The sequence below is a fragment of the Neomicrococcus aestuarii genome, from assembly GCF_014201135.1.
Classification (GTDB): Bacteria; Actinomycetota; Actinomycetes; order Actinomycetales; family Micrococcaceae; genus Neomicrococcus; species Neomicrococcus aestuarii.
In genome coordinates this window covers 2176207-2188651 of record NZ_JACHDR010000001.1, presented here as the reverse complement: position 1 = coordinate 2188651, position 12445 = coordinate 2176207, and the positions used below count along the sequence as shown (strand labels likewise).

Genomic DNA, 12445 nt, shown 5'->3' with positions numbered 1-12445 from the left:
GTTGTCTTTGTGAGGCCGTATTAGCGCCCGCGGGCGATCGCTCCACCCTCAGGCGCATTGGCCGTAGCAATATCCAGCAAGTACTCCCCGCCGACTTTAACAAGCTCCGGCGTGTACGTCTTGAGGTTTCGAGTGCAGCTCAAATAGGCCACGCACCCGCGAGTGGAAGAGATCTTTTCAAGGATGGCTTCCACGGCTGGCGTCGTGAGGTGGCTCAGCGGCCGGCCCACCGTTTCAGCCTGAGTGCTACTGGAACCGCCCAACACGCTGATGGCCTCGGCGACGTGATCGCCCAAGCTACTCGTGGCACGCTGTTCAATAATGTCCTTGGCGACTACCCATTCGCCCCACTGGCTCTTGCCTTCAAGCAAGGATGGGGACTGTCCTGGAGGAACCACAGCCACGAAAAACCGCGTATCAAAGCGGCGGTGCATAAAGTCCGGCGAGATCCACCGGGACAACGGCCGCAACAGATCGGTGCGAAGTCCCCACCCACGACGGGCCAGAACTTCGGAAAAACTCAGGTCCTGCGTGGCAACTGCTTGACGCGTTTCCCTCAGCTCGCCGCCGCGGATCTCCGCGGTAGACAAAGAATCGGGCCCCGCTAGCAAGACGCCCGTCTCTTCAAAGAGCTCGCGGATCGCACAGACAACCCACATTTTTGCGAGCCGATGATCATCAATCGACATCTTCTTGGCCCACTCGCCAACTGAGGGTCCGTGCCAGACGTAAGCTGCGTCGTCGTTCGCCTCAAAAGATCCGCCCGGGAACGCAACCTGCCCCAGCGGGGAATCAGGACCGCGGTACCCCAACCAGGTCTGCACGCCCACTCGCGAATCCTTCACCAGCACCACGGAGGACGCGCGACGGGTGGCGCGGGGCGTGCGGTCAGGAATGGACATCCACTGAGCGGCGGCCTCGCGCTGTTGCGGGGAAATAGGAAAGAGCCGGCGAACAACGCCCGTGGGGTCGTTTTTCTCCGGCGCAATGGCGATAGGCGCCGTCGCCGGGTGGGACATCTCCCCAGCCGGCGAGGCACTCATCGGATTATTCGAATTCTGCAATCAATTCAACTTCAACTGGAGCGTCCAGCGGAAGCACAGCAACACCCACGGCAGAACGCGCGTGCGTGCCAGCATCCCCAAACACCTGTCCCAATAGTTCCGAAGCGCCATTGATAACGCCCGGTTGTCCCGTGAATTCTGCATCAGAAGCAACGAAACCTACAACTTTAACGATGCGCTTCACACGGTCAAGATCGCCAATAACGCTCTTGACTGCGGCCAATGCGTTTAGGGCGCATGTTACGGCAAGTTCCTTGCCCTCTTCCGCGCTCACGCCAGCGCCGACCTTGCCGACGAGGGGAAGGGCGCCATTGACCATCGGCAACTGACCCGAGGTGTAGACGTAGTTGCCCGAAACGACGGCCGGCTGGTACGCGGCCACCGGGGCCACGACGTTAGGAAGCTCGCGGCCTAGTTCGAGGATGCGGCGTTCAATTGCCGACACAGCTTGTTGTTCCACATTTCTCCTTAGAGTTTGCTTAGCGTTTGGTAACGCTATGAAAGTGCTAAGCGTTACTGCTTAGGGCGCTTGAAATATGCCACCAAATTGCTGGAATTCGGGCCGGGGATCACCGTCACCAGCTCCCATCCCTCGCTTCCAAAGTTGTCCAGAATCATCTTGGTGTTATGAATAAGCACCGGTGCGGTGAGGTATTCCCATGTCGTCATAAATTCAGGCTAGTCCCTCCGAGTAAACTAGACCGCATGGCGCAGCGTAATTCACCTTTCTTTGACACTGCCACGACGCTCGGAAAGATCCTTTCTTTCTTCGGCATCGCTGGTTTGTGTGGAGTCCTTGCGGCCGGTTTGTTGATTCCTGGCGCGATGGTCGCCGGAAACGCGGCAACCGCTGGCATTGAGGCTTTCGAAAACCTCCCGGCTGAACTCAGTGAGTCACCGCTGGCCGAACCGTCTAAGGTCCTCGACAAGGACGGCACCGTACTTGCCACGTTCTATGCGGAAAACCGCGTACCGGTGACGATCGACAAGATCTCCCAGAACATGAAGGACGCGATCGTCTCCATTGAAGATGAGCGCTTCTTTGAGCACACGGGTGTTGACCCTCGAGGTATCGCCCGCGCACTCATCAACAACCTGACGTCCTCCAGCACCCAAGGTGCTTCCACGCTGACGCAGCAGTTCGTGAACAACGTCCTCATCAATGACGCCGCCTCCAAGGGTGTGGACCAGTCCCAGATCACGTTCTCCGGTAACAAGGACATTCAGGACAAGCTGCGCGAAGCAAAGCTCGCCATCGCTGTTGAGAAGAAGTACTCGAAGGATGAAATCCTCGAGGGCTACTTGAACATTGTGCTGTTCAACGGCACCACCTACGGTGTGGAAGCTGCTGCGCAGCGCTTCTTCTCGATCCCAGCCTCCAAGCTGAACATCCAGCAGTCCGCCATGCTCGCTGGAATGGTGCAGCGCCCCGCAGCTTTCAACCCCATCAAGAATCCTGAACTTACGCTGAAGCGCCGCAATTTGGTGCTCGCGAAGATGCTGGATAACAAGAAAATTACGCAGGCTGAATATAAGGCTGCGGTGAAGTCCCCGTTGGGACTGAAGGTCAAGGAAATTCGTTCCGGCTGCTACGCGGCTAAGTACGCCAACAACTTCTGTGGCTACATCACGCACTTGATCGTGAACGATTCGCAGTTCGGCGACACGGTGGCCGACCGTACCCGCAAGCTCTACCGCGGCGGCCTTGTCATCAAGACCACACTGGATTCCCGTCTCCAGAAGGAAGCTGAGAAGGAAGCTCGCGCTGCTATTCCAGCGAATGACTCCTCCAACCTCGGCACCTCGCTGATCTCGCTTGATCCCAAGACCGGCAACGTGCTGGCCATGGCGCAGAACAAGATCTACTCGCCGCAAGACGGTACGCAGTACACCGAGTACAACTTCAACACGGACCGCGCTACCGGCGGCTCCGGCGGCTTCCAGGGTGGTTCCACCATGAAGCCAATGACCACCCTCGCGTGGCTCGAATCCGGCAACAACATGTGGGATGAGATTGACGCGAGCCGCGACTTCTACGAGAACGAGTTCCAGTGGAAAGCATCCTGCTTGGCTCGCGGCTACACGAACTCCATCGATGAAGAGGATGGCGGCTGGAACGTCAACAACGCTTCTGATGGCTTCAAGCGCAACATGACCGTGGAGTACGGCCTGTACTGGTCCATCAACACCGCTACCGTTGCTGAGGCCTCGGAGATTGATCTCTGCAAGATTCAGGACGTCGCTGCACGCCTCAAGCTCATGTCCCCCACCTACACGAGCCCTGCCACGGGTGAAGAGATCCAGCGTGCGGCTAACCCGCCGTTCGTGCTGGGTACGGAAAACGTGACGCCTATGGCGACGGCGGCTGCGTTCGCGAGCTTCGCCAACAAGGGCACCCGCTGTGAACCACGCGCCATTGAATCCGTGACGGATGCCGAAGGCAACTCCTACAAGGCTCCCGAGGTTTCTTGCGAACAGGTCTTGGATGAGAACGTGGTCCGCAACTTGAACGGCACGCTGTCCAAGATCGCCGGTCAGCGCGTTGCTCGAAACACCATGGATGACACCCCAATCGCCGGTAAGACCGGTACTTCTAACGGTGCCGCTGCCACGTGGTTCGCCGGCTACTCCACGGGTATCGCAACGGTTGCTTGGGTGGGTCGTAACGACTCCAACGCTCCGATCTTCGGCATGGAGATCAACGGCCAGGTTTACGATTACGCCGACTCCGCTACCTTCGCTAGCCCCATGTGGCTCGCGTACATGAAGGACGTCATCGGCTACTACCCTTCTGAAGACTTCGGCGAGCCTGATGAGGCTCCGGGTCCAACGATCACCCCGATCCCGAACACCACTCCGGATAGCTCCAGTGGTGACGAGGCCGGAACCACTCAGGTTGACGACGGCACCACGGATGAGTCCACGGATAACAACGCTGACAACGGCTAAACCGTGACGATTCCTCTCGCTTCACGTCCACTCGCTAAAGCCCTCGTTCGTTCAACGGGGGCTTTAGCCCTTGGTGGCGCCGCTGGCCTCGCGTATGGGACGTGGGAAAAGAATCAGTTTGAGCTCCGTCAGGAGACCGTCGCGGTGCTCCCTCCGGGGTACCGGGACATCACGCTCCTGCACATCTCGGACATCCACTACATTCCGAACCAGCGGAAGAAGACGCGGTGGTTGGCGGAGCTCGCGGATCTGTCCCCGGATCTGGTGATCAACACGGGAGATAATCTTTCCCACCCCGAGGCCGTGCCCGGACTCTTGGCCGCACTGAAGCCGCTCATGGCGTTCCCCGGCGTTTTTGTGCCGGGATCGAATTGCTACTTCGCGCCGACGTTGCGGAACCCTTTGCGCTATTTCGCGGGACCGTCGTCGCGCGATGGCGTGCCCGAGAAGAAGCTTGAGCTGCCGTGGCGCGAGATGCATCATGGCTTCGAGGATGCCGGGTGGCTGAACGCCACGAACGCGAACTTCACGGCTGAGATTGCCGGGCAGCAGATCGATTTTTCCGGCGTGGATGACCCGCATTTGGGTTACGAGAAATACGCGGGTTGGCCGGAGAATTTTGGGAAGTACGACGACGCAGGCTTGCGTCCGGCAGTGCGGCCTCGGATTGCGTTGGCTCACGCGCCGTACCAGCGGGTGCTGGATTACTTCACGCTCTCCGGGGCGGACATGATCTTTGCGGGACACACCCATGGCGGACAAGTGTGCATCCCGGGGTATGGTGCTTTAGTTAGTAATTGCGATCTGCCAACCAGTCAGGCTCGAGGCTTGAGCACGTGGACGGCGGGCGCAGCTGCGGCTCGACGCACCATTCCTTTGGAAGTCTCCGCGGGCATCGGAACATCGCGGTTCGCACCGATCCGCGTGGCCTGCCGACCCGAGGCGATCTTGATGAGGATGACAGCACGAGCCGCTTGACCACCATGTAGCGTGCGGAATGTGCTCGAGTGAAACCTAAAACAAACGACACCGAAACAACGACCCTGTTCCAGACTCTTGGCAGGCTGGGCCCGTTCGTCAAACCCTATTCAGGGCGCTTGTTTGGCGGGTTCCTCTCTGCTCTCGCGGCGGGCATCGTATCCCTCGCAATCCCCCAGGTCATGGGCGAGCTCGTCAACAACGTGTTGCACCCGGGCACCCCGGTCTCGGCGTTGTGGTGGGTCACCGCGGTGGTTGCCGTGCTCGGCGTACTCGAAGCCGTCTTCATCTACTTGAGGCGCGTTTTCGTCATCACTCCGGCGTCACTGCTGGAAGCCGAAATGCGCATTGGGCTCTTCAAGCACTTGCAGCAGCTTCCCGTGAGCTTCCATGACAAATGGGCGTCGGGGCAGTTGCTCTCTCGCTCCATGGGCGACCTCAGCCATACGCGGCGCTGGTTGGCTTTTGGCGCCATCATGTTTGTGGTCTCCGGCGTCACCATTGTGGTGGGCCTGGTGGTGATGTTCTCCTCGAGCTGGATTCTGGGACTCGTCTACCTAGTGGGCGCGATTCCCATCATGATCCGCAGCTTTTACTTCCGTAACCGCTTCCGCCGCGTCAGCCGACTGTCGCAAGATCAGGCCGGCGACCTTGCTACGAACGTTGAAGAATCCGTTCAGGGTATCCGCGTGCTCAAAGCGTTCGGCCGCGGTCAAGAAGCCTTGGATGATTTCGAAGCTCGGGCCATGGACCTGCGGGAAACCGAAATCACCAAAGCCAAGACCATCGCGTCCTTCCTCGCGGTTATTGTGTCCGTCCCCGAGCTGGTGTTGGGTATCGGCTTGATCCTTGGCACCTGGCTGGTGCTTCAGGGCGAACTCACCGTTGGTGGGCTCGTAGCCTTCTTCGCTACGGCCGCTGTCCTCGCCCGGCCGGTGGAAAACGTCGGCATGCTCTTGGGCATGACCTTCGCGACCAAGACCGCGCTGGATCGCTACTTCGACGTCTTCGACGCCACCAACACCATCGTCTCCCCCGCGGCCATCACGGCTTCAACGGGGACCTCAACAACCAGGACCGCAACCAGAACCGCAACCACCCCAGCCGACTCAGCCACGGCCGCCTCAGCTGACCCCCAGCTCGGTGAGGCTGACCGCGGGACGGAAGCTGCGGCGTCGTCCTTGGAACTTGAAAATGTCACGTTCGCCTTCGCCGACGCCCCGGACGCGCCCATCTTGCGGTCCGTGAATCTGAGCCTGCGGCCGGGCGAAACCATGGCGCTCGTGGGGCCAACGGGCTCCGGAAAATCCGCGTTGTGCGAGCTCATCCCGCGCTTGTACGACGTCACCGGTGGCAGTGTGCTCCTCGATGGCGTGGACGTTCGCGAGCTGCCGCTAGATACCGTGCGCTCTCGAGTGGCGATCGCGTTCGAGGACTCCATTCTGTTCTCCAGCACCGTGCGCGACAACGTGCTGTTGGGTGCGCCCGAGCGAACCGATAAGGCACTTGAGGAAGCCCTGAACGTGGCCGAAGCGCACTTCGCGAAGGAACTGCCCGAGGGTGTGGACACCATGATCGGCGAGCAAGGACTTTCGCTCTCCGGCGGTCAGCGCCAGCGTCTCTCGCTCGCGCGAGCCATCGCCGCGAAACCATCCGTCCTAGTGCTCGACGATCCGCTCTCCGCGCTCGATGTGCGCACGGAAGAACAAGTCACGGAAAACCTGCGCGCCGCGCTCGAGGACACCACCACGCTGATTGTGGCGCACCGCCCCTCCACCGTGGTCCTTGCAGACCGCGTGGCGCTCCTGCAGGACGGCACCATTCAAGACGTGGGCACCCACGAGCAACTGCTCGCTCGCAGCGCCGCCTACCGCGACGTCATTTCAAGCTTTGAAGAAGCTCCCACCGTGGAGGAGATCCTGTAATGAGTGAAGTACGTGGCGTTGCCAACGAAGATCTCATCCGGCTGGACGCGGACGAACGCAAGCGAGTACGCCGTCGTTCTTGGAAGCTTTTGGTGTCCCTCGCGGCGCCCAACAAGGCGCTGCTGATTCTGGCCGCCGTCCTCATTGTGCTCTCGACGATCGCACGGACGTCCTTCCCGTTGCTCATCGCGTGGGCGATTGACTGGGCCCTGCCCGCGGCGCAACGAAACGACTGGGTGCCGCTCGCTGTCGTCGGCGGCCTGTACCTGCTTGCTTCCTGCGCGGCCGGACCGCTCCTGGGCTGGTACGAAGTCACGTCAAAGCGCGTGAGCCAAGAAATGCTGCTGGATCTTCGCTTGCGCGTCTTCAGGCACACGCAACGCCTCAGCCTCGAATTCCATGAGAACTACACCTCCGGTCGCATCATCTCCCGGCAAACCTCTGACGTGGAGACCCTGCGCGAATTCCTGGACCAGGGCCTCACGGCGCTGGTATCTGGCGTGCTCTTTGTGGTGTTCACGGGTGCGTCGATCCTGTTCTTGGATGGATGGAGCTTCCTGGTGGTCATCGTGGCGAGCATCCCGATTGCCATCATTTTCCGCTGGTACCAAAAGCGCTCCGAAGTGCTCTACCGCGAATCCCGCGTGGTCTCCGGGCGGCTGATCTCCACCTTCATGGAGACCATGACCGGCATCCGCGCCGTCAAGGCGTTCCGCCGCGAAGCCGAGAATGACCGCGCCTACGAGGACGTCGCCATGGAGTACCGCGCGAACTCCATCAAGTCCATCAACCTCTTCGGCGTCCTCCAACCGTCACTCGTAGTGATCGGCAACCTCACGGTGGCCGCTGTGCTGCTGTTTGGCGGGTTGCGGGTCATCAACGGAACCTTGCTGGTGGGCACCCTGGTGGCGTTGCTGCTGGCCTCCAAGCGGGTGTTCTCCCCCGTGGATGAAATCGCGAACTTCTACAGCTCGCTCCAGTCCGCCACCGCGGCGCTCGAGAAAGTCTCTGGGCTGCTTGAAGAAGAGCCCACCATTGTGGAAGACCCCGAGCCTATTGCGCTCAAGAACGCCAAGGGGCGCATCGAGTTCAAGAATGTGGAATTCGGGTACGGCGCCGGCCCCACGGTGATGGAGCAGTTTGATTTGACCATCCCGGCCGGCCAAACCGTCGCAGTGGTAGGACAGACAGGCGCAGGCAAGTCCACGCTCGCCAAGATGGTGGCGCGCTTCTACGACGTGCGCTCCGGCGAGCTAACTATCGACTCCGTTCCCATCAAAAAGCTCACCGCGAAGGATCTTCGCCGGGCCGTTGTCATGGTCACCCAAGAAGCATTCCTCTTCAGCGGCACCGTGGCGGACAACATTGCATTGGGCAAGCCGACTGCTTCGCGAGATGAAATCATCCTGGCCGCCCGCGCCGTGGGCGCCCACGAGTTCATCGAGAAACTGCCCGACGGCTATGACACGGACGTGAACAAGCGCGGAGGCCGCGTCTCCGCAGGCCAACGCCAGCTCATCTCCTTCGCCCGCGCGTTCCTCGCGGACCCGGCCATTCTGATTCTGGATGAGGCCACGTCCTCGCTGGATCTGCCGAGCGAACGCTTGGTCCAGCACGGACTCCAGCAGCTCTTGGGCAACCGCACCGCGATCATCATTGCGCACCGGCTGTCCACCGTCGAGATCGCCGACCGCGTACTGGTGGTGCACGACGGCAAGATCGTGGAGGACGGCTCCCCCGCCGAGCTCATCGCCCAAGGCGGTCGCTATGCCGCGCTCGATCAGGCCTGGCAGGACAGCCTGGGTCGGTAGGAAACTGTTTGGCTCACGCGTGAGCCACTCTGGTGTTCGTTGGTGACTCGTTGGATGGTGCTGGCGTCGACGGATACAACGTTCGCTACGGTTTCGCCTTGACACCACTGCTCTCATCTCAGTTATTCGTAGCAATTGTTGAGTTGGCGCTTCTGGCTGGCTGGCTGTCAGGCAACAATCGCTACGATCCGACCGGAATCCGACGCCGCCACGCTCTTCGAGGCGCAACATTGGCTACGAGTCAGCCCACCCAAACACGTCGCTCCAAGTCACACGTAGCTGGTGTTGCGTCTACGTAGTCTCTGAACGTACGATCACGCAACACCAGCTACATGTAGCCAAATCCCGGCGCGCTCGCGAAAAGAAAAGTGGCTAGCCCCGAAGAGCTAGCCACTGTGAAAGTGAAGGCGCGAGGCGCCAACCATGCATCGCGCCAGACACCAAACATGCGTCTTGACAAGCGAGAGGCGCGGAGACGCGAGGCGCGAAACGCTACACGCTAAACGTGCGCCCCGTGAGACGCTCGTATGCTTCCACATAACGGGAGCGCGTCTTCTCGATGATCTCCTCGGGAAGCACCGGCGGCTTCTCGCCCGAGTTTTTGTCCCACCCGGAGGCGGGCGAGGTCAGCCAGTCGCGCACAAACTGCTTGTCAAAGGAGTCCTGCGACTTACCTGGCGCGTAGGTGGCGCCGTCCCAGAAGCGCGAAGAGTCCGGGGTCAGCACTTCGTCGCCCAAGGTGATGCGTCCGGTGGCGCGGTCGCGGCCGAACTCCACCTTGGTGTCCGCCAGAATGATGCCACGGTCGCGGGCAATGCGCTCGGCGGTGCTGTAGACCTTCAATGTGAGTTCGCGTAGCTCTTCGGCCACAATCTCGCCGACGCGGTCGATGGTCTGTTCAAACGTGATGTTCTCGTCGTGTTCGCCCACTTCGGCCTTGGCGGACGGCGTGAAGATCGCCGGCTCCAAGCGGGACCCGTCCACGAGTCCGGTCGGCAGCGGCAAACCGGTCACGGTTCCGGAGGTGCGGTATTCGGCCAAGCCGGAACCGGTGAGGTACCCGCGGGCGATGCACTCGATCGGGAACATCTCCAGGTTCGCGCACACCATGGCGCGGCCGGCAACAGCGTCCGGCACGTCGGTGGACAGCACGTGGTTAGGAACAGATGAGAGTTGCCCGAACCACCACAGGCTTAGTTGCGTGAGGATCTTGCCCTTATCTGGGATCTGCGAATCCAGCACAAAGTCGTAGGCGGAGATCTTGTCGCTGGCCACTACCAGCACGCGGTCCGCTTCCTGCACAGACGTTCCTGCAGGAACGTAGAGGTCACGAATTTTGCCCGAGTAGATGTGCTCCCAGCCGTCCAATGCCACAACATCGCTCATGGTTAGCGCGTTCCTCCTGCTACCGAAATCTCGCCGTTGATGGCCTTGAGTGCAATGTCCGTGCGGTAGTGTCCGCCGTCCAAAGTGATCTTGGAGATGCCTTCGTACGCGGCATCACGTGCGGCTTCGAGCGATTCGCCGAGGGCCACCACGCTGAGCACGCGTCCGCCGGCGCTGACGACGTCACCGTTGTCTGCGAGCGCGGTTCCTGCGTGCAGGACGGAGGCGCCGTTGGCTTCCGCGGCTTCGAGCCCGCCGAGGGTTCCGCCGGTCGTGGGGGTTTCGGGGTACCCCGGGGAGGACAGTACGACGCCGACTGCTGGGTTTGCGTTCCAGCGGAGCGTCTCTGCCTGGTCGAGTTCGCCACGGGCTGCCGCAAGGAGCAGTCCGCCGAGAGGCGTTTCGAGTCGAACCAGCACGGCTTGAGTTTCGGGGTCACCGAAGCGGGCGTTGAACTCGATGACGCGAATGCCACGCTTGGTGACGGCAAGGCCGCAGTAGAGCACGCCCACGAAGGGGGTGCCGCGTTCGGCCATGGTGCTGATGACCGGCATAGCCACACGGTTGATCACTTCGTCAACGAATCCGTGCGGCAACCATGGCAACGGGGTGTAAGCACCCATGCCGCCGGTGTTTGCGCCTTCGTCGCCGTCGAAGATGCGCTTGAAGTCTTGGGCTGGTTCTAGCGGCACTACGTGGTGGCCGTCGCTGAGGACAAAGAGGGAGACTTCTGGGCCGTCGAGGTATTCCTCGATCACCACGGTGCCTCCGGCGGCGAAGCATGCCTTCGCGTGCTCGAGGGCTGCTTCTCGATCTTCGGTGACTACTACGCCCTTACCTGCGGCGAGGCCGTCATCTTTGACGACGTAGGGTGCGCCGAACACGTCGAGGGCTTCGGCTGCCTCGGATTCGGTTTCGGCGACGCGCGCCATGGCGGTGGGAACTTCGGCTTGAGCCATGATCTGCTTCGCGAAAGCTTTGGACGCTTCCAGCTGTGCGGCGGCCTTCGCGGGACCAAACACGGGAATCTTTGCCGCCACGAGTGCGTCAGCGACGCCTGCGGCAAGAGGTGCCTCTGGGCCTACCACTACCAAGTCGGCGCCCAGCTCTTGGGCTAGCGCTACCGCGGCTACCGGGTCATTCGCGTTGATCGCGTGGACGGTTACCTCTTGGGCAATGCCGGCGTTTCCCGGTGCGCAGTGCACCTCGGAGACGGCCGGGTCACGTAGGAGTGCTTTGACGATTGCATGCTCACGACCACCGGGGCCCAACACAAGTACTTTCACGCCCATAACCCTACCTGTAGGCCCGTAGACTCCTGTATATGTCTTACCCCCTGACTTCGCAGCGCTCTGAAGAATTGGCCATCGTCGAACGCAATGGGTGGGCGGAATCCCGGCACCTCGGCGCGGCCGTGGTGGTCAACGCGGACGGAACCGTGGTGACGGAGTTGGGCGACGCTCGTGCCTCGATTTTCCCGCGCTCCACGCTCAAGCCCTTCCAAACTCTTGCCGTCATGCGTGCTGGTGTTCCGTTGCGCGGCGCACACGTGGCGCTCGCGTCGGCGTCCCACGTGGGTTCTCTGGAGCACCAGAGCGCGGTCTTGGATATGTTGCACCTTGCTGGCTTGGACGAGTCCGCCCTCCAGTGCCCCACTGCGTGGCCCAAGCATTCCGAGTCCCGCATCGAGATGGCTCGTACTACGGGTGAGCCAAACCGTTTGGCGTTCAATTGCTCGGGCAAGCACGCCGCATTCCTGATGGCGTGCGTCGAGAACGATTGGCCCATCGAGAATTACCTGGACCCCAAGCACCCGCTTCAGCAGGCCATCTTGCAGACCATCGAAGAGGTCACTGGCTCCTCCCTCGCTAACGTCGCGGTGGACGGTTGCGGCGCCCCGGTCCCAGCGATCGAGCTGTTGGGCTTGGCCCGCGCGACGTCTATGCTGGCCGCAGCTCCTGGCAATAAGGCCTCTGATGCCCGCGCCGCCACGATTGCCACCGCAATGCTCGATTACCCGTGGGCCGTTCAGGGCCACGGCGAAGAGAACACTGTGGTCATGGAAGAGCTTGAAGTGATCGCGAAGCTCGGCGCCGAGGGCGTGCTGATCCTGGGCGCCCCGAACGGTACCGCGTGCGCCGTCAAGATGCTCGACGGCAACGGCCGCGCCGCCACCCTTGTGGGACTGACGCTCTTGGCCAACGCTGGTGCCGTGTCCGCGGATGCCGTCCGCGACGTCCTGCCCAAGGTGGTTCCGGAAGTCCTCGGCGGCGGCAAGCCTGAGGGCCGCTTGACGCTGGCCCGTCCGGTGCTGGAATTGTTGGAGGCTTAG

General features: G+C 61.3%; 10 protein-coding genes. 5 read left to right on the top strand and 5 right to left on the bottom strand.

Translation table 11 applies throughout. The features are described 5' to 3' along the window. Positions 1 to 20: 20 nt before the first annotated feature. The 3 genes from HD598_RS09915 to HD598_RS09905 are packed head-to-tail and all read right to left on the bottom strand — an operon-like array spanning position 21 to position 1733. A complete protein-coding gene (locus HD598_RS09915; protein WP_221244819.1) occupies positions 21 to 1019 on the bottom strand; it encodes an NUDIX hydrolase in 999 nt (332 codons plus the stop codon). A gap of 28 nt (positions 1020 to 1047) precedes the next feature. Next, a complete protein-coding gene (locus tag HD598_RS09910) occupies positions 1048 to 1524 on the bottom strand; it encodes a RidA family protein (protein WP_311539015.1) in 477 nt (158 codons plus the stop codon). Positions 1525 to 1577: 53 nt separating this feature from the next. Continuing rightward, positions 1578 to 1733 carry a DUF4177 domain-containing protein gene (locus HD598_RS09905; RefSeq protein WP_183665573.1) on the bottom strand — a complete coding sequence of 52 codons (156 nt, stop codon included), beginning with the start codon at positions 1731 to 1733 and terminating at the stop codon, positions 1578 to 1580. Between the two features lie 36 nt (positions 1734 to 1769). Here HD598_RS09905 and HD598_RS09900 point away from each other — a divergent pair, with 36 nt between their 5' ends. Genes HD598_RS09900 through HD598_RS09885 form a run of 4 tightly spaced genes read left to right on the top strand, consistent with a single transcriptional unit; the run spans position 1770 to position 8727 of the window. Next, entirely contained in the window at positions 1770 to 4013 is a 2244-nt protein-coding gene (locus tag HD598_RS09900) for a transglycosylase domain-containing protein (RefSeq protein WP_183665570.1), read from the top strand. A gap of 3 nt (positions 4014 to 4016) precedes the next feature. Continuing rightward, positions 4017 to 4991 carry a metallophosphoesterase gene (locus HD598_RS09895; protein WP_183665568.1) on the top strand — a complete coding sequence of 325 codons (975 nt, stop codon included), beginning with the start codon at positions 4017 to 4019 and terminating at the stop codon, positions 4989 to 4991. 29 nt (positions 4992 to 5020) lie between these two features. Beyond that, positions 5021 to 6916 carry an ABC transporter ATP-binding protein gene (locus HD598_RS09890; protein ID WP_183665566.1) on the top strand — a complete coding sequence of 632 codons (1896 nt, stop codon included), beginning with the start codon at positions 5021 to 5023 and terminating at the stop codon, positions 6914 to 6916. Beyond that, positions 6916 to 8727: an ABC transporter ATP-binding protein gene (locus HD598_RS09885; RefSeq protein ID WP_183665564.1), complete on the top strand. Its 1812-nt coding sequence runs from the start codon at positions 6916 to 6918 to the stop codon at positions 8725 to 8727. The genes HD598_RS09890 and HD598_RS09885 overlap by 1 nt, the downstream gene beginning before the upstream one ends. 492 nt (positions 8728 to 9219) lie before the next feature. On the opposite strand, the gene HD598_RS09880 is transcribed toward HD598_RS09885, so the two are convergent. Both HD598_RS09880 and purD read right to left on the bottom strand, forming a co-directional pair. Continuing rightward, positions 9220 to 10113, bottom strand: coding sequence for a phosphoribosylaminoimidazolesuccinocarboxamide synthase (locus HD598_RS09880; protein ID WP_183665562.1), 894 nt, complete (start codon positions 10111 to 10113; stop codon positions 9220 to 9222). Between the two features lie 2 nt (positions 10114 to 10115). Further along, the gene (gene purD, locus HD598_RS09875; protein WP_183665560.1) at positions 10116 to 11405 is read right to left on the bottom strand and encodes a phosphoribosylamine--glycine ligase; all 1290 of its coding nucleotides are present in this window, start codon (positions 11403 to 11405) and stop codon (positions 10116 to 10118) included. A 32-nt stretch (positions 11406 to 11437) separates the two neighbouring features. Between purD and HD598_RS09870 the strand changes: the two genes are divergently transcribed. Further along, the gene (locus HD598_RS09870; RefSeq protein ID WP_183665558.1) at positions 11438 to 12445 is read left to right on the top strand and encodes an asparaginase; all 1008 of its coding nucleotides are present in this window, start codon (positions 11438 to 11440) and stop codon (positions 12443 to 12445) included.

Bases quoted from the DNA above. Each gene is read 5' to 3' on its own strand.
- HD598_RS09900 (WP_183665570.1), top strand. From the start codon at position 1,770: ATGGCGCAGCGTAATTCACCTTTCTTTGACACTGCCACGACGCTCGGA.
- purD (WP_183665560.1), bottom strand. From the start codon at position 11,405: ATGGGCGTGAAAGTACTTGTGTTGGGCCCCGGTGGTCGTGAGCATGCA.
- HD598_RS09880 (WP_183665562.1), bottom strand. From the start codon at position 10,113: ATGAGCGATGTTGTGGCATTGGACGGCTGGGAGCACATCTACTCGGGC.
- HD598_RS09905 (WP_183665573.1), bottom strand. From the start codon at position 1,733: ATGACGACATGGGAATACCTCACCGCACCGGTGCTTATTCATAACACC.
- HD598_RS09885 (WP_183665564.1), top strand. From the start codon at position 6,916: ATGAGTGAAGTACGTGGCGTTGCCAACGAAGATCTCATCCGGCTGGAC.
- HD598_RS09915 (WP_221244819.1), bottom strand. From the start codon at position 1,019: ATGTCCCACCCGGCGACGGCGCCTATCGCCATTGCGCCGGAGAAAAAC.
- HD598_RS09870 (WP_183665558.1), top strand. From the start codon at position 11,438: ATGTCTTACCCCCTGACTTCGCAGCGCTCTGAAGAATTGGCCATCGTC.